Here is a 16282-nt window from a genome sequence, read left to right as displayed (position 1 = left end):
GAGCACAGGCGACCCGGGACCTCCCCGAGCGGTGTGGAAATCGGGCACGGCGAACAGAACGTCGTGAGCCTAATGGAACGGACCCCGGGATGCGAGATTCCTTACTATTGCTAGCTAGTTAGCGTGCCCTTATCGAGCTGGGCCTTCGGCACGGCATTTACCGTGATCATTGCTCCCCCGAGGGGTGGGCGCGCAGAATTTCCGGTGATGTTCATCACAGGCATTTTTCGGGTCAAGCCCCAGTAAGACGGGGCAAACAGCCGAAGGGTGATCGTACGATGGACAGGGTAAGTTACTGGCGAGTAACTTACCCCGGGTTAGGATACGAGCCATTCGAGTACCGGCGGGTTTCCGACCCTGCTCGTGTTGCTTCTAAAGAAAGGTCGCGACATGAATGCCCTGACAGTGACGCTGGGCACGATTGGAGCGGCGCTCAGCCTGCTGTGCTGGGCGTCGTTCTTCGGCGGCGTCCGGGACATCGTCCGCGCCATCATGGTGGGCCAGCCCGCTCCCGATCGCTGGCGGCCGTTCTTCCCGCGCTTCAAGCAGATGGTGATCGAGTTCCTGGCACACACCAGGATGAACAAGTTCCGCACCGTCGGCTGGGCGCACTGGCTGGTGATGATCGGCTTCATGGGCGGCGCCATCCTGTGGTTCGAGGCCTACGGGCAGACGTTCGATCCGGCGTTCCACTGGCCGATCATCGGCAACACCGCCGCCTACCACCTGTGGGACGAGATCCTCGGCATCGGCACCATCGTCGGCATCGGCGCGCTGATCGTCATCCGGCAGCTGAACCACCCGCGGGTGCCCGACCGGCTCTCCCGCTTCAGCGGCTCGAAGTTCGGCCCGGCCTACGTCATCGAGACCATCGTGCTGCTCGAGGGGCTCGGCATGGTGATGGTCAAGGCGGGCAAGATCGCGACCTACGGCCACGCGAACCCGGCCACCGACTTCTTCACCATGCAGGTGGCCAAGCTGCTCCCGGCCAGCCCGACCATGGTGTCGATCTTCGCCTTCATCAAGCTGATGTCCGGCATGGCCTTCCTGTACTTCGTCGGCCGCAACATCACCTGGGGCGTGGCCTGGCACCGCTTCTCCGCCTTCTTCAACATCTACTTCAAGCGTGAGAACAACGGCGGCGTGGCGCTCGGCGCGGCCAAGCCCATGATGTCCAAGGGCCGCGCCCTTGACATGGAGAACGTCGACCCCGACACCGACACCCTCGGCGCCGGCCGGATCGAGGACTTCTCCTGGAAGGGCTGGCTGGACTTCACCACCTGCACCGAGTGCGGCCGCTGCCAGAGCCAGTGCCCGGCCTGGAACACCGGCAAGCCGCTCTCGCCGAAGCTGCTCATCATGTCGCTGCGCGACCACGGCAAGGCGGTGGCGCCGTACCTGCTGGCCGGCGGCCGCAAGGATCCCGGCGGCGACGAGGTCGGGCTGGTCGACGCCGACGGCAAGCCGGACGAGGCCGCGCTGGCCCGCATCGCCGACGCCGCCAAGGCCGAGGCCGAGCGGCCGCTCATCGGCGACCACGAGGCAGGAGGCATCATCGACCCCGAGGTGCTGTGGTCCTGCACCACCTGCGGCGCCTGCGTCGAGCAGTGCCCGGTGGATATCGAGCACGTCGACCACATCATCGACATGCGCCGCTACCAGGTGCTCATCGAGTCGGAGTTCCCCTCCGAGCTGGCCGGGCTCTTCAAGAACCTGGAGAACAAGGGCAACCCCTGGGGCCAGAACGCCAAGGACCGGCTCAACTGGATCAACGAGCTCGACTTCGACGTCCCGGTCTACGGCAAGGACGCCGAGAGCTTCGACGGCTACGAGTACCTCTTCTGGGTCGGCTGCGCCGGCGCCTACGAGGACCGCGCCAAGAAGACCACCAAAGCCGTCGCCGAGCTGCTCGCCACCGCCGGCGTCAAGTACATGGTGCTCGGCCAGGAGGAGACCTGCACCGGCGACTCCGCCCGCCGCGCCGGCAACGAGTTCCTCTTCCAGCAGCTCGCCATGCAGAACATCGAGACGCTGAACGCCGTCTTCGAGGGCGTGGAGGACCGCAAGAAGAAGATCGTCGTCACCTGCGCGCACTGCTTCAACGCGCTGAACAACGAGTACCCGCAGGTCGGCGGCTCGTACGAGGTGGTGCACCACACCCAGCTGCTGAACCGCCTGGTCCGGCAGAAGAAGCTGGTCCCGGTCGCCCCCGTGGCGCAGAACATCACCTACCACGACCCCTGCTACCTCGGGCGGCACAACAAGGTCTACAACGCCCCGCGCGAGCTCATGGCCGCCTCCGGCTCGACCCTGGTCGAGATGCCGAGGCACGGCGAGCGCTCCATGTGCTGTGGCGCCGGTGGCGCGCGCATGTGGATGGAGGAGCAGCTCGGCAAGCGGGTCAATATCGACCGGGTGGACGAGGCTTTGTCCACCTCGCCCACCAAGATCGCTACCGGGTGCCCGTTCTGCCGGGTCATGCTGCACGACGGGGTGACCGCGCGGCAGGAGAGCGGGCAGGGTGAGGGTGTCGAGGTCATCGACGTCGCGCAGCTCATGCTCGATGCGATCGAGCGGGTCGATTCGGCGGTGCTCACCGAGAAGCTGACGGTTGTTCAGGAGCCGAAGGTCGAGGAGGAGCCGGTCGCCGAGCCGGAGCCCGTCGCCGCGGCGGCCGAAGCCGAGGCCGAGCCGGAGGCGAAGCCCGCTGCGGCCAAACCCGCCGGTGGTGGGCTCGCCATGAAGGGCGGCAAGGCGCCCGGTGGCAAGGGCCTCGCCATGAAGGGCCCGGCCAAGGCGCCGGGTACCAAGGCCGCGGCTCCCGCCGAGGCTTCCGACACCGAAGCTCCCGCTGAGCAGAAGCCCGCTGCGAAGGCCGGTGGGCTCGCCATGAAGGGCGGCAAGGCGCCCGGCGGCAAGGGCCTCGCCATGAAGGGCCCGGCCAAGGCGCCCGGCGCCAAGGCTGCTGCCCCGGCCGACGCGACTGCCGACGCCGTGACCGCCGAGCCGGCGGCCGAGGCTCCGGCCGCTGCTCCCGCGAAGCCGGTCAAGGGGCTGGCCATGAAGGGCGGCGGCAAGGCCCCCGGCAAGGGTGCGCCCAAGCCGCCCGGCAAGAAGGCCCCCGCCGCTACCGAGGCGGGCGCGTCCTCCGAAGCCGAGTCCACTCCCGCGTCTTCGGAGGCGGAAGCGACCTCTGCGTCCTCGGGGGCGGGAGCGACCGCCGGGGCGAGCGAGAGCAAGCCGACCGTCGCGGCCAAGGGCCTCGCCATGAAGTCCGGCTTCAAGAAGGCCGGGCCGAAGGCGCCGGGCGCCCCCAAGCCCGCCGCCGCGGACGCGGCGAAGGCCCCCGCCGAAGCTCCGGGCGAGGCCGAGGCGAAGGCTCCTGCCGAGGCCCCCGCCGAGGTCGCGCCGCAGGCCGAGTCGGAGGTTCCGACCGAGGCCGACACCGCCACCCAGGCGGACGTCTCGGCTCCGGCGACCGAGAGCAAGCCCACGGTCGCCGCCAAGGGGCTCGCCATGAAGTCCGGCTTCAAGCGCCCCGGCCCCAAGGCCCCCGGCGCCCCCAAGCCGGCTCAGGCCGAGGCGACCGCCGCCCCGGCGGCGGAATCCGACGCCCCCGCGGCCGAGGAAACCCCGGAGCCGAAGGCCGAGGAGACCCCCGCGCCGCAGGCAGCGGAAACCTCGGAGCCGCAGGCCGAGGAAACCCCGGAGCCCGAAACCGCCGAACCGGAGACCCCGGCATCCGCCGAGTCCACCAACGGCCACAGCGGCAACGGCTCCCCCGGCACACCCCCGCCGACCGCCAAGCCCGGCGGCCTCGGCTTCAAGTCCGGCGCCAAGTCCCCCGGCCGCAAGGGCTGACCCGACCACCACGAAAAGGCGCCCGGATCACACGATCCGGGCGCCTTTCGCGTAACCGCTGAAACTCAGCGAGAGAGCTTCGCGTACCGCGCGAGATGCTCGTCAGCGGTCCCGAACTCCCGCTGAACAGCCGTGAGCCGCTTGAAGTAGTGCCCGATGGCCAGCTCTTCGGTCATCCCCATGGCCCCGTGCAACTGCACCGCGTTCTGCCCGATGAACCGCGCCGCCCGCGCGATCGTCACCTTGGCGGCCGAGGCAGCACGCGCACGAGCCGCCGGTTCGGCATCCAGGGCCGCGGTCACCAGGTGCGAGGCGGCGATGGCCTGCTCCAGCTCCATGTACATATCGACCATGCGGTGCTGCAGCGCCTGGAAACTGCCGATCGGCACCCCGAACTGCTGCCGCTGCTTGGCGTACTCGACGGTGTCGGCGAGCACCTTGCCCATCGCCCCGACCGCCTCGGCGCAGACAGCGGCGATGGCGCTGTCGATGGTCGGCGCGATCACCTCCCAGGCGGCGCCCTCGACGCCGAGCAGCGCGTTCGGCGGGAGCCGGAGCCCGGTGAAGGTCAGGTCGGCGCCGACCCGGTCGTCGATGGTGCGGTAGGAGTGCACCTCGACCCCGGCGGGCGGGTTCGCGGCGTCGAACTCCAGCAGGAAGAGCGAGATGCCGTGCTCGTCGCGGCGCTCGCCGGAGGTGCGGGCCGAGACGATCAGGTGGGTGGCGAGCGGCGCGCTGGTGACGACCACCTTGGCGCCGTCGAGCACCCAGTCCTCGCCGTCCCGGCGCGCGGTGGTGCTCACGTCGTGCAGCACGTGCCCGGCGGTGGCCTCGGTGGCGGCGAAGGCGATCCTGGCGTCACCGGAGACGATCTGCGTGAGCACCTCGTCGGCGCGGTCGCCACCGGCCCGGTCCAGCAGCCCGGCGCCGACCACGACGGTGTCGAGGAACGGCTCGATGACCAGCGCGCGCCCCAGCTCCTCGGCGATCACCCGCAGCTCGACGGCACCGCCACCGGAGCCGTCCACCCGCTCGGGCAGCGTCGCGCCGAGAATGCCGAGCTCATCGGCGAAGCCACGCCAGACGGCGGGCTGCCAGCCCAGGTCGGACTTGGCCGCTACGCGGCTCTTCTCCAGGTCGTAGCGCGCACCGAGGTACGCGGCGAGCGCGGAGCGGAGCATCTCCTGCTCCTCGGTCAGGGTGAAGTCCATCAGAGCCCCAATGCTGCTTTGGCGAGGATGTTTCGCTGAATTTCATTGCTGCCCGCGTAGATCGAGCCCGCGCGGTCGTTGAAGTAGCGCAGCGGCGCGACGGCCTGCCACTCGGCGCCGCTGTGGTAGCCGTCGGCGGGCGGGGTGTAGCCCGCCACCGGGCCGCCCGGCATGGCCGCGTGCGGCTGGTAGACCCGGCCGCGCGGCCCGGCCGCCTCCAGGGTGAGTTCGGTGAGCTGCTGGCTCAGCTCGGTGCCGAGCACCTTGAGCATCGAGGAGGCCGGGCCGGGGTTCTTGCCCTTGGCCATGGCCGCGAGCGTCCGGTACTCCAGCACCTCCAGCACGTCGGTGCGGATCCGCACATCGGCGAGCTTGGCGGCGAAGGCCGGGTCGTCGAGGAGCGGGCGGCCGTCCGGGCCCGGCTGCTCGGCGGCGGCGTCGGCCAGGTCCTGCGCGAGCACCTGCAGCCACGGCGCCGCGGCCCCGCCGCGCTCGTGCACCAGCAGGTACTTGGCGACGGTCCAGCCCTCGTCGATCTTGCCGAGGACGTTGCTCTTCGGCACCCGGACCCCGTCGAAGAAGACCTGGTTCTGCACCTCCTCGCCGGAGCTCATGACCAGCGGGCGGATCTCGATGCCCGGCTGGTTCATGTCGATCAGCACGAAGGTGATGCCCTCCTGCTTCTTCTGGCCGCGGGTGGTGCGCACCAGGCAGAAGATCCAGTTGGCCTCGGTGGCGTGCGTGGTCCAGATCTTGCTGCCGGTGCAGACGAAATCCTCGCCGTCGTCGACCGCGGCCATGCTGAGCGAGGCCAGGTCGGAGCCGGCCTCCGGCTCGGAGTAGCCCTGGCAGAAGAAGACCTCGCCGGTGAGGATGCGCGGAAGGAAGAACTCCTTCTGCTCCTTCGTGCCGAAGGCGATGATCGCCGGCGCCACCATCCGGATGCCCATGGGCGAGAGCGCCGGCGCGCCCGCCAGCGTGGACTCCCTGGCGAAGATGTGGTGCTGGGTCAGGCTCCAGTTCTGCCCGCCGTACTCCACCGGCCAGTGCGGCGCCGCCCACCCCTTGCGGTGCAGGATGTGCTGCCACTCCATGCTGGCCTCGTGATCCGGGTAGACGCTGGTCGCCAGCCTGCCCGCGCGCCGGATCTCCGGCGTCAGCTCGGCGTCGAGGAACGCCCGCACCTCGTCTCGGAAGGCCAGGTCGGCCTCGGACCAGTCGTATTCCATCTGTCCTCCCGGAGGGTTGTCCTTTCCCGCACTCTAGAGCAAAACTGATGGCGTCCGCCAGCAGATGTTTTTGGCTGGTCAGCAGCCGTGCCGGGTCAGTTCGGTGAACGCCTTCGCGTACCCGGCGGACTGGTAGAGGTAGTCCCAGGCCCAGCGCGCCGGGGAGAGCCGCGGGCTGGGGTCGGCGAAGAGCAGTTCGCCGGGCCAGCAGTGGCCGAGGATGTAGCGGGCCCGGGAAATGTGCGGGGTGAAGGTCACCACGATCACCCGGGTCCAGCCGCGTTCTTGCGCGAGGCGGGCCAGCTCCCGTCCCTCGCCGCGGGTGGTGCGCGGGCTCGGGTCGAAGCAGCGGACCTCGAAGCTGTAGCCGCCGTGGCAGATGCGGTTGACCAGCGGACTGCCGTCGTACGGGTCGGAGAAGAGGACGAGCGGGGCGTAGCCGTCGCGGGCCAGCCGCAGGGCCAGTTCCTCGCGGCCGTCGTGCGCGCCGCCGAGGACCAGGATGGCGTCGGCCGGGGCGGGGGCGTCGCGCTGCGGGGTCACGTAGACGGGCCAGAGCGCGGCGACACAGATCGCCACCGCCACCCCGAGCAGCAGCGCCGCGCGACGGAACCCGGTCACGGCGCGATGCTAGCCCGGTGCCGGGCGCGGACGGCGTCGGCACGGCCGCGACGCGAGCCGGGTGCGCACGACACCTCGGCCGGGCGGCGCGGACCGGACTCGCGCGCCGCTCCAGTCCGCCCCCGACCTGGGACAACGCACCAACGAGCTCGACTTCTCCGCATGTACATCTACTGTTGCGTCCCCCCTTGCCTCGCTGACGCGACGCGGCCACAGTCGCGGCTTACCAATCGATCATGCGATGCACAGTCTTCGGAACCGGGTACCTGGGCGCTACGCATGCGGCGTGCATGGCCGAACTCGGGCACGACGTGATCGGGGTCGATGTCGATCCGGGCAAGGTCGCCAAACTCTCCGACGGTGTGACGCCGTTCTACGAACCCGGCCTCGAAGCGGTGCTGCGCCGCAACCTCGACGCGGGCAGGCTGCGGTTCACCACCTCCTACGCCGAGGCCGCCGCGCACGCGGAGGTGCACTTCCTCGGCGTCGGCACCCCGCAGAAGAAGGGTGAGTACGCCGCCGACCTCGGCTACGTGCACGCCGTCGTCGACACCCTGGCGCCGCTGCTGGAGCGGCCGTCGGTGATCGTCGGCAAGTCCACCGTCCCGGTCGGCACCGCGGCCGCGCTCGGCGAGCGGGCCCGCGCGCTCGCCCCGGTCGACGTCGAGGTGGCCTGGAACCCGGAGTTCCTCCGCGAGGGATTCGCGGTGCGGGACACCCTGCGCCCGGACCGCCTCGTCCTCGGCGTGGATCGCGAGCGCGGCGCCTCCGCCTGGGTCGAACAGCAGGTCCGCGAGCTCTACGCCGACCTGCTCAACGCCGAGGTGCCCTTCCTCTTGACCGATCTCGCCACCGCCGAACTGGTCAAGGTCTCCGCCAACGCCTTTCTGGCGACCAAGATCTCGTTCATCAACGCCGTCTCCGAGGTCTGCGACGCCACCGGCGCCGACGTCACCGTGCTCGCCGACGCCCTCGGCTACGACGAGCGCATCGGCCGCCGATTCCTCAATGCCGGACTCGGTTTCGGCGGCGGCTGCCTGCCCAAGGACATCCGCGCCTTCATGGCCCGCGCAGGCGAGCTCGGCGCCGGGCACGCCGTCGCCTTCCTGCGCGAGGTCGACAACATCAATATGCGCCGCCGCAGCAAGGTGGTCGACATGGCGGCGCAGGCCTGCGGCGGCTCGCTGCTCGGCGCCAACGTCGCCGTGCTCGGCGCCGCCTTCAAGCCGGAATCCGACGACGTGCGCGATTCACCCGCGCTCAACGTCGCCGGAATGATCCAGCTCAACGGCGCCGTCGTCACCGTCTACGACCCCAAGGCGCTGGAGAACTCGCGCCGCATCTTCCCCACCCTCAACTACGCGACCTCGGTGGTCGAGGCGTGCGAGCGCGCCGACGTGGTGCTGGTACTGACCGAATGGGACGAATTCACCGCGCTGCGTCCAGTTGACCTGGAGCCCGTGGTGCGGGCCAAGCGCGTCATCGACGGCCGTAACTGCCTCGATCGTGACGTTTGGCGAGATAACGGATGGGTATACGCGGGCCTCGGCACGTCGTAGAGTTGACGTCGGGCAGGAGCGACTGCCGGACGACCAGTCCTGCCGCCAGCAACGTCGGACGACGACGGTATGTTCGGGAGTGGGCTTACCGTCGGCAACCCGGCGCGGGCTCGCATGTCGTGCGGTATTCGCGAAGATGGGCTGCTGATGAGTTCGGTACTGGGAGTTTCGGTGGGGGCAGGGGCCGTCCGTCTGGCACGCCCGCACGCCGGCTCCGCCCCCCAGGCCGGCCCGGCCTATGACATCCAGACCATCCCGGTCGGTCGGCAGCCGGTCGAGGAGCTGACCGCCGAGGCCATCGGCGTCACCTGCGAGGCCACTCCGGATGTCGGCGCCACCGCCATCTCCTACCGCAGTGAGCAACAGGCGCGGGCATTGCGCGCGGCTATGGCGCGGCAACAGCTCACGAATTACGAACTGGTGCCCGAGGTTGTCGCCGCTTTGGAGTACGTGCACCGCACCGGCGAGATTCGCGGGATCTCCTCGCTGGTCGTGTACGACCTGGGGAGTTCCGGGCTCACCGTGAGCGTCGTCGATGCGCAGAATCGCGAGGTGCGGCACAGTGAGCGCACCAGCGATATCAGTGGGGACTACCTGGATTCGCTGATCCGGGAGCAGCAGATCGCCTCCGGGCGGATCGCTCATCCGCAGGATCCGGCTGGGCTCGCCGCTTTGGATGCGCTCTGCCGCGAGGCCAAGGAGCAGCTTTCCAGCAATACCGCTGTCGCGCTCCCCAGCGAGCAAGGCTTGGTTCTGCTGGCGCAGGAGAACTTCGAGGCTTTGATCATGCTGGCGATCGAATCGTCGGCGCGGATGGCGCGGGACGTGATCGTTCGCTCCGATCGGCCGGTGCACGGTGTGCTGGCTATCGGTGGGTGTGCACGAATTCCGCTGGTGGCCAAGGTGCTCGAGCGGTGGATGGGTGTGCCGGTGATCGTGCCCGCCGAGCCGGAGACGGTGATGGCGCGCGGCGCCGCGCTGCTCGCCCGGCCGGTTCGGCCCGTCGCTCCGCCGGTCGTCCACCCCGGGCAGCCGCTCACCGCCGTGCCCGGCGAAAATCGTTTGGATGACGCGGATCTCGCGCCCGCCTGGCTCTCCGCACCCGCTGCGCGGGGTGAGCGTCGCGGGGTCAGTGGTGCGGTGCTCGCGGTGAGCGCGCTCGCCGTCGTCGCCGCTATCGGGCTCGGGCTCGGGTATGGGCCGCAGGTTTTGGAGCGGGATTCGCATCAGCAGGGTGAAGGTGACACCGCGGTGCCGACCACCAGCGTTCCGCGCACCACCACGCTCGACCCGTCGATCGCGGTCGCCCCCGCTACCACTACCGAGACGGTGCACGAGTCGGTCGCTGTCCCGCCTCGGCGCACCGAGACCACCGAGGACCAGGCGCCGGCTCCCGCCCCGCCCGGCCCCAACACGTTCGTTGTTCCCGGCCTGCCGCCGATCGTGGTTCCGACCATCCCGCCCCTCTTCCCGCCCCCGCGTTAGCGACTCGCGTCGGGCCGCCCACAAAACAGCGAACTGTCGCGTGTGGCAGTAGTTTCAGCGAGCGTCGCTGGCCGCAGCACGACAACGGGACCGGACAAATCATCGGCGCTCGAGCGGCCATGGCACCGGTGGCTGTCCATCGACCAGCTCGTCCCAGTACCCCGCGAGGTGGCCGACCTCGAACCAGGCCGCATGCAGCAATTCCGGGCTGACCGCGTGCAACATTCGCTCGGCGGTGATGTACGCGGCGGCCAGATCGTCGATGACGAGGGCGCAAGCTGCGGCGACAGCCGGGCGAACGCCGTTGTGGCTGATGAGCCACTCGGCGATCTGCCCCCCGAGCGCAGCGCGGCCGGCTTCGAAACCGCGTCGCAGCCGGGGTAGCGCGCCCGTACCCGGTGTACCGAAACCGGCATTCGGGCGCGCTTCGACAGGTCGGTGTCACGGTCGCCGACCGAAGCGCGAAACACTGCGGTGAGCGCGCGCCAGCGTCAGAGGCGGTGGTCATGCCAGGCAGCTGACCGGACCGGCCCTACTCGCGAGAATGCCGCGAGCGCGGCGGCTCATCGTGCCGCGGCCACCCCTGCGGCGGCGGCACCGGCGCCCGGGTCCCCTGCGGCGGCGTCGGAGCATCCGCCCAGGACGAACTCGGCTTCATGGGCCGCCGCTTCCCGGACTCGTCCGTCCGGGAAGAAGGCCGCCGAACTCGCTCCGTCCCCTGCCCTGGCGTCCGCGCACCGGCCCGTGCCGGCTTCCGCGCATCAACGGGCCGCCGAGCCGGACGCACCGGCTCCTTCTCCTTCCCCCCGAACGGCCGAGCCAGGAGGGTAGCGATGATCGTCGTCAGAGGCACCGACAGCGCCAAAGCGATACCACCGACCGCGGACCGGGCGATCTCGATCGCCACCGCATCCCCGACCAGCACATCCCTGATAGACCGCCCCGCAACGCTGAACAGCAGCAGCAGCGGCAGCGCCCCACCGGCATACGCGAGCACCAGCGTGTACACGGTGCTGGCGATGTGATCCCGCCCGACCCGCATGGCAGCGGCGAAGATCTCCCGCCGCGACGCCTTCTCATCCAGCGCCGCCAGCTCGAAAGCAGCCGCCGCCTGGGTGATGGTGACGTCGTTGAGCACGCCGAGTGAGCCGATGATGAACCCCGCCAGCAGCAGCCCGGTGATGCTCACATGCTGCAAATAGGTGGCGACGTTGGTGTTCTGCTCCTCGGAGAGCCCGGTGATCCGGGTCATCTCGATGACGATCCAGGAGAGCACCGCCGCCACCACCATCGAGGTCAGCGTGCCGAGCAGCGCCGAACTGGTGCGCAGGTTCACTCCGTGCGCCAGATACAACACCGAGTAGAGGATCAGCGAACCCGCCACCAGCGCAACCGGTATCGCCGGTTTGCCGTCCAGCAGCGCGGGCAGCATGAAGACCACCAGCACCCCGAAGGCGAAGCCGAGGCCGAGCAGCGCCCGCAACCCGCGCCACCGCGCGACCACGACGATCACCACCACGAACGCGATCACGATGATGGTCAGCGGGAACCCGCGCGCGTAGTCGTCGAACGAGTACATGGGGGTGCCCGCGGGATCCGCCTGCCGGACTATCCGGATCTCGTCGCCGACCCGCAGATCCGGCTGACCGGGTCCGGGCGCGATCTCGAAGAGCGTGCGGTTGCCCTGGTGCACCCCGGAGTCGATGCTGATCAGCGAACGCTGGCACTCGTAGGCATTCACCCGCGGCGCCTCGGGCGTCTCGGCGAAGACCTTGCCCTGCGAGGGGCTGCCGCACGCCCCGATGTCCTGCTGGATCACGGTGCCCGCCTCGGTCTGCACCGCGCCGCCGCCCGCGTTCTGCATGGGCAGCGGGATCTCGACGTGCTGCTCGCTCGGCCACAGCAGCACCGCGCCGGCCACCACCAGGATGCCGATCACGGCGAGCAGGCCGACGACCACCCTGGCCGCGGTCGCGCCGATCGCGATGGGCCCGGAATGGTCGTGATGGTGGTGGTGATGATCGCTCACCGGGCGAGCTTAAAGGATGTGGTTGTCATGTCCGCGAGTGCGCGGGAGCGCTGCCGCGAAGGCGGCGGGGAGGGGGAATCGGGAAGGGGCGGCGGAGAGCAGGGGGATGTCTCCGCCGCCCGCGAGCCGACGGCCCAGGGGGGTAGGCGGCCGGACCCGAAGGCCGGATTGTCCAGGGGGGGTAGACAATCCGACCGGGCACTCGAAGTGCCGAGGCCCACTGTACACAAACGTCCTCGTTTTGCGCTAGTCAGTCTTCAAAACTCGCTTTTATCCATACGCGGAGTTTGTTTCACCGCCGCTAAACAGGGGCTTTACTGCCTGTAGGAGGAGAGAAAGTTCCCGAAGCGCTCGATGGCGACGGCCAGATCGCGGGCCCACGGGAGCGTCACGATGCGCAGGTGGTCGTGGTTCGGCCAGTTGAAGCCGGTGCCCTGGACCATCAGGATCTTCTCCTGCAGCAGCAGGTCGAGCACGAGCTTCTGGTCGTCGTGGATCTCGTGCACCTCGGGGTCGAGGCGGGGGAAGGCGTAGAGCGCGCCCTTGGGCTTCACGCAGGAGACGCCGGGGATCATATTGAGCCGCTCCCACGCGACATCCCGCTGCTCCAGCAGCCGGCCGCCGGGCAGGATCAGGTCGTCGATGCTCTGGTGCCCGCCGAGCGCCACCTGGATGGCGTGTTGCGCGGGCACATTCGGGCAGAGCCGCGACGAGCAGAGCAGGTCGATGCCCTCCAGGAAGCCGGCGGCGTGCTCCTTGGGGCCGGTGATGGCGAGCCAGCCGGAGCGGTACCCGGCCACCCGGTACGCCTTGGAGAGGCCGTTGAAGGTGAGACAGAGCAGGTCGGGGGCCATGGTGGCGAGCGAGATGTGCTTGGCGTCGTCGTACAGGATCTTGTCGTAGATCTCGTCGGCGAGCAGCAGCAGCTGGTGCCTGCGGGCCACGTCGGCGAGCTGCTGCAGCACCTCGGCGGAGTACACGGCGCCGGTCGGGTTGTTCGGGTTGATCACCAGCAGCGCCTTGGTGCGGTCGGTGATCTTGGATTCGATATCGGCGATATCGGGCTGCCAGCCGTTCGCCTCGTCGCAGAGGTAGTGCACCGGGGTGCCGCCGGCCAGGCTGGTCATGGCGGTCCAGAGCGGGTAGTCCGGCGCGGGGATGAGCACCTCGTCGCCGTTGTCGAGCAGCGCCTGCATGGTGATGGTGATCAGCTCGGAGACGCCGTTGCCCAGGTAGACGTGGTCCACGTCGAGCTCGGGGAAGCCGGGGACCAGCTCGTACCTGGTGACGATGGCGCGGCGGGCGGGCAGTATCCCCTTCGACTCCGAGTACCCCTGCGCGTTCGGCAGCGCGGCGATGATGTCGCGCATGATCACGTCGGGGGCCTCGAAGCCGAACGGCGCCGGGTTGCCGATATTGAGCTTGAGGATGCGGTGCCCCTCGGCCTCCAGCCGTGCCGCCTGCGCGTTCACCGGTCCACGGATCTCGTAGACGACGTTCTGCAGCTTCGTGCTCTGCTCGAGCACACGGGGGGCGGGATGACTGGGGCTCACCCGCTCCATGGTGCCACCAACCGCAACCGGATATCCGGCCCGGCTACCCTCCGGTAGCGAAAGGGTCCAGTTTTCCCGGACCGGACTCCTCGCAGGTCAGCCCTGGCCCCCCGCGATGCCGCGGACCGCCGTGCTCGCGCAGAACTCCTCGATCCGCTCGTCCAGCTCACGGGCCCCGGCGGCATCCCGGAAGTGCGGCGCGGCGATCCGCCTGCGCACCCCGCCGAGCCGCTCCTGCAGCTGCTTGATCCGCTTGTCCTCGTCCAGCGCGAGGACCGGCACCAGCGCCTCGGCGGCGCCGTCCAGGCTGCCGTTCACCAGGTGCGCGGTGGCATTGTCGACCCGGGCCAGCGACTCGGCACCGTAGGAACGCTGGTGCGACGGCCCGCTGGCGTAGAGCTCGATGGCCTGCTCGGTGGCGGCCAGCGCCGGGTCGGCGCGGCCCAGGTCGATCAGGGTGGCGCCGGCGTAGTACTGCGCCTTGGCGGCGCCGAAGCCGAAGACCCCGCCGATCTCGTCGTGCAGCAGGTCGGCGGTGCCCGCCCCCGCCCTGGCGTCCTCGGCGGCGCGGATGCAGCGCTCGACATCGTCCGCGCTGCCGAGGCGGGACCAGATCCGCGCCTCGATATTCAGCAGCCGCACCCGCGCGGTCGGCGAGTCGGCGTACTCCAGGCCGCTGCGGGCCAGCTCGACGCCGCGCCGCGGCCGGTCCGACCAGTACTCGACGAGCGCGTGCATGCCGCGGGTCCAGGCCCGTAAGCCGTTGTGCTTGCTCAGCTCCCCGTAGGCGAAGGCGGCGCGTACCTGGTCGCCGGCGGCGTCGTAGTGCCCGAGGTCGGTGCTGGCATTGGCGAGCAGCCCGGAGAGGATGCCGGCCAGGAGATAGAGGTGGCTGGTGTCGGCGGGCTGCTGACGCCCCTCGAGTAGTCGGAAGACGCGGCGGCGCACCCGCATCATCTCCACCGCCATCGGCACCGGTGGCACGTGCACGTAGTCGTTCGCGATCCGCGACACATCCGCGTCCAGCTGTTCCAGCGTGGTCGCGCCCACATTCGTGCTCTCGGCCCGGCCCGCGTGTTCGCTGGCCTCATGGGCAGCAGCCATGATCAGATCCCTCTCCGAAACAGCAGTCAGCGCATCGCCTCTCAGTGCGCCCGCGTCTATCAGGGCGAGCAGATCGGCGTCGCTGGAGTACCCGATGCGCGCTCCGGCGCGAGCGCGCTGCTGGTTGTCGGGCTGCTGGGGATCGGGCTGCGGATCGGACGGACGGTCCTCCTGCGCATGCTCGATCAGCGCCGCGAAACGTGCCCGCACGACATCGTCGGACCTGGCGAGGGATGTATCCAGAGCGGCTTGATTGATCGGTCGTGGGCGGACCCGGGCGCCGCCCGCCTCCCACTTCGATACCAGGCGTTCGTGGACGCCGAGATGGGCGGCGAACTCCCGGATACTCATGCGCTTGGCATCGCGAAGGGCCCGGGCCTCTCTTCCTGACCAGTGCCGGACCACGATGTCATCCCTTCCCGCACGAACTCTCCCTCCCAGGGTACGGGCGGTTTGTGGGTGCGGCCACAAGGAATTCGCAATCGCTATCAGTGGCAGTGCGGGTGGGGCAGCGCAGGGGCAGCGATCCGCTGGCGCGGGTGCGCTGCCGGGGCCGGGCGAACCGCCCATCCTGGGTCCATGGCAGGCGAGGAGGCGGCCATGGGCATCGACCGACCGATCACCGTGGCCGAGTGGGTGACCCACTACCGCGAAGAGTACGGCCTACCGGTCGCCGAGCGCGGCGGGTACCTCATGCTGCCGATCACCGGGCGGATCGGGGTGGTGCACGTGCCCGCCATCCGCGCGCACCGGGTGCGCGCGGCGCTGGATCGGCACGGGTCGAGGGGTCCCGTGCTGGCCAGGCAGATTCGCTGGAGCTTCCTGGCCGAGCCGGATATCGCGCCGGGGCCGCGGGTGCTGGAGTCGCTCGGGCGCAACGATATCGGGCTGCCCGGGATCGGCAGCGCGGTCATGCTCCCCACCGGGCTCGGACGCTGGACCAGGGAGGGGTGTCACTGGGTGATCCCGCCGGAGCGCGACACCACGCTGCCCGCGCTCTCCACCGTGCTGCGCACCGCGCTGGCGGCGACGGCCTAGCCGGGCGGGAGCGAGAAGTTCAGGTAGGAGCGTGAGGGCGTCGGGCCGCGCTGGCCCTGGTACTTGGAGCCCGTGGTCGCGCTGCCGTACGGGTGCTCGGCCGGGCTGCTCAGCCGGAACAGGCAGAGCTGGCCGATCTTCATCCCCGGCCAGAGCGTGATCGGCAGGTTCGCCACATTGGAGAGCTCCAGCGTGATGTGCCCGCTGAACCCGGGGTCGATGAAGCCCGCCGTCGAGTGCGTGAGCAGCCCGAGCCTGCCCAGGCTGGACTTGCCCTCCAGCCGCCCGGCCAGGTCGTCCGGGAGCGAGCACACCTCCAGCGTGGAGCCGAGCACGAACTCCCCCGGGTGCAGCACGAAGGGCTCGCCCTCCGGCGGCTCGACCAGGCTGGTCAGCTCGTCCTGGCGCTTGGCCGGGTCGATGTGGGTGTAGCGGGAGTTGTCGAACACCCGGAACATCCCGTCCAGGCGGATGTCGATGCTCGACGGCTGGACGGCGTTCTCCAGCAGCGGCTCGACGCCGAGCCGCCCGGCGGCGATCTCGGCGCGCAGGTCACGATCGGAGAGCAGCACGGGGTGAGCGTATCGTCCGG

At 69.9% G+C, this 16282-nt stretch carries 12 protein-coding genes and 1 pseudogene; 6 read left to right on the top strand and 7 right to left on the bottom strand.

Annotated features, from left to right (window positions below; genetic code table 11):
* The first annotated feature begins 390 nt into the window (after positions 1 to 390).
* Positions 391 to 3861: a (Fe-S)-binding protein gene (locus tag AB0H71_RS10265; protein ID WP_357017563.1), complete on the top strand. Its 3471-nt coding sequence runs from the start codon at positions 391 to 393 to the stop codon at positions 3859 to 3861.
* A gap of 65 nt (positions 3862 to 3926) precedes the next feature.
* Here AB0H71_RS10265 and AB0H71_RS10260 read toward each other — a convergent pair whose 3' ends face one another.
* The 3 genes from AB0H71_RS10260 to AB0H71_RS10250 all read right to left on the bottom strand — a co-directional run bounded on the left by AB0H71_RS10260 (position 3927) and on the right by AB0H71_RS10250 (position 6922).
* Positions 3927 to 5072: an acyl-CoA dehydrogenase family protein gene (locus AB0H71_RS10260; protein ID WP_357017560.1), complete on the bottom strand. Its 1146-nt coding sequence runs from the start codon at positions 5070 to 5072 to the stop codon at positions 3927 to 3929.
* Entirely contained in the window at positions 5072 to 6301 is a 1230-nt protein-coding gene (locus tag AB0H71_RS10255) for an acyl-CoA dehydrogenase family protein (protein WP_357017557.1), read from the bottom strand. The genes AB0H71_RS10260 and AB0H71_RS10255 overlap by 1 nt, the downstream gene beginning before the upstream one ends.
* 78 nt (positions 6302 to 6379) lie before the next feature.
* Positions 6380 to 6922, bottom strand: a complete 543-nt coding sequence (locus AB0H71_RS10250) for a YdcF family protein (protein WP_357017554.1) — start codon at positions 6920 to 6922, stop codon at positions 6380 to 6382.
* 236 nt (positions 6923 to 7158) lie between these two features.
* Here AB0H71_RS10250 and AB0H71_RS10245 point away from each other — a divergent pair, with 236 nt between their 5' ends.
* The 3 genes from AB0H71_RS10245 to AB0H71_RS10235 all read left to right on the top strand — a co-directional run bounded on the left by AB0H71_RS10245 (position 7159) and on the right by AB0H71_RS10235 (position 10350).
* Positions 7159 to 8481: a UDP-glucose/GDP-mannose dehydrogenase family protein gene (locus AB0H71_RS10245; RefSeq protein ID WP_357017551.1), complete on the top strand. Its 1323-nt coding sequence runs from the start codon at positions 7159 to 7161 to the stop codon at positions 8479 to 8481.
* Between the two features lie 147 nt (positions 8482 to 8628).
* Positions 8629 to 9966, top strand: coding sequence for an Hsp70 family protein (locus tag AB0H71_RS10240; RefSeq protein WP_357017549.1), 1338 nt, complete (start codon positions 8629 to 8631; stop codon positions 9964 to 9966).
* Between the two features lie 168 nt (positions 9967 to 10134).
* A complete protein-coding gene (locus AB0H71_RS10235) occupies positions 10135 to 10350 on the top strand; it encodes a hypothetical protein (protein WP_357017546.1) in 216 nt (71 codons plus the stop codon).
* A 427-nt stretch (positions 10351 to 10777) separates the two neighbouring features.
* Here the strand turns inward: AB0H71_RS10235 and AB0H71_RS10230 are convergent.
* The 3 genes and pseudogenes from AB0H71_RS10230 to AB0H71_RS10220 all read right to left on the bottom strand — a co-directional run.
* A pseudogene (locus tag AB0H71_RS10230) lies at positions 10778 to 11995 on the bottom strand (YibE/F family protein); the annotation flags it as partial.
* A gap of 314 nt (positions 11996 to 12309) precedes the next feature.
* A complete protein-coding gene (locus AB0H71_RS10225; protein ID WP_357017543.1) occupies positions 12310 to 13557 on the bottom strand; it encodes a pyridoxal phosphate-dependent aminotransferase in 1248 nt (415 codons plus the stop codon).
* Between the two features lie 87 nt (positions 13558 to 13644).
* Positions 13645 to 14652, bottom strand: a complete 1008-nt coding sequence (locus AB0H71_RS10220; protein WP_357017541.1) for an XRE family transcriptional regulator — start codon at positions 14650 to 14652, stop codon at positions 13645 to 13647.
* Here AB0H71_RS10220 and AB0H71_RS10215 point away from each other — a divergent pair.
* The gene (locus AB0H71_RS10215; RefSeq protein WP_357017538.1) at positions 14638 to 15042 is read left to right on the top strand and encodes a hypothetical protein; all 405 of its coding nucleotides are present in this window, start codon (positions 14638 to 14640) and stop codon (positions 15040 to 15042) included. The two genes, AB0H71_RS10220 and AB0H71_RS10215, sit on opposite strands and share 15 nt — an antisense overlap.
* A 189-nt stretch (positions 15043 to 15231) precedes the next feature.
* Positions 15232 to 15690 carry a hypothetical protein gene (locus AB0H71_RS10210; protein WP_357017536.1) on the top strand — a complete coding sequence of 153 codons (459 nt, stop codon included), beginning with the start codon at positions 15232 to 15234 and terminating at the stop codon, positions 15688 to 15690.
* Here the strand turns inward: AB0H71_RS10210 and dcd are convergent.
* On the bottom strand, positions 15687 to 16262 hold the full coding sequence (gene dcd, locus AB0H71_RS10205; RefSeq protein ID WP_357017533.1) for a dCTP deaminase: 576 nt from the start codon (positions 16260 to 16262) through the stop codon (positions 15687 to 15689). The genes AB0H71_RS10210 and dcd overlap by 4 nt on opposite strands.
* Positions 16263 to 16282 lie beyond the last annotated feature (20 nt).

Origin of the sequence: Nocardia sp. NPDC050697, from assembly GCF_040654395.1 — a bacterium.
Taxonomy (GTDB): Bacteria; Actinomycetota; Actinomycetes; order Mycobacteriales; family Mycobacteriaceae; genus Nocardia.
Note: the sequence above shows the minus strand (reverse complement) of the source record. Positions and strands in the feature narration are given on the sequence as shown.

Coding starts and splice junctions, on each gene's coding strand:
- AB0H71_RS10265 (WP_357017563.1), top strand. CDS start 391: ATGAATGCCCTGACAGTGACGCTGGGCACGATTGGAGCGGCGCTCAGC.
- AB0H71_RS10260 (WP_357017560.1), bottom strand. CDS start 5,072: ATGGACTTCACCCTGACCGAGGAGCAGGAGATGCTCCGCTCCGCGCTC.
- AB0H71_RS10255 (WP_357017557.1), bottom strand. CDS start 6,301: ATGGAATACGACTGGTCCGAGGCCGACCTGGCCTTCCGAGACGAGGTG.
- AB0H71_RS10245 (WP_357017551.1), top strand. CDS start 7,159: ATGCGATGCACAGTCTTCGGAACCGGGTACCTGGGCGCTACGCATGCG.
- AB0H71_RS10240 (WP_357017549.1), top strand. CDS start 8,629: ATGAGTTCGGTACTGGGAGTTTCGGTGGGGGCAGGGGCCGTCCGTCTG.
- AB0H71_RS10225 (WP_357017543.1), bottom strand. CDS start 13,557: ATGGAGCGGGTGAGCCCCAGTCATCCCGCCCCCCGTGTGCTCGAGCAG.
- AB0H71_RS10215 (WP_357017538.1), top strand. CDS start 14,638: ATGGGCAGCAGCCATGATCAGATCCCTCTCCGAAACAGCAGTCAGCGC.
- AB0H71_RS10220 (WP_357017541.1), bottom strand. CDS start 14,652: ATGGCTGCTGCCCATGAGGCCAGCGAACACGCGGGCCGGGCCGAGAGC.
- AB0H71_RS10210 (WP_357017536.1), top strand. CDS start 15,232: ATGGCAGGCGAGGAGGCGGCCATGGGCATCGACCGACCGATCACCGTG.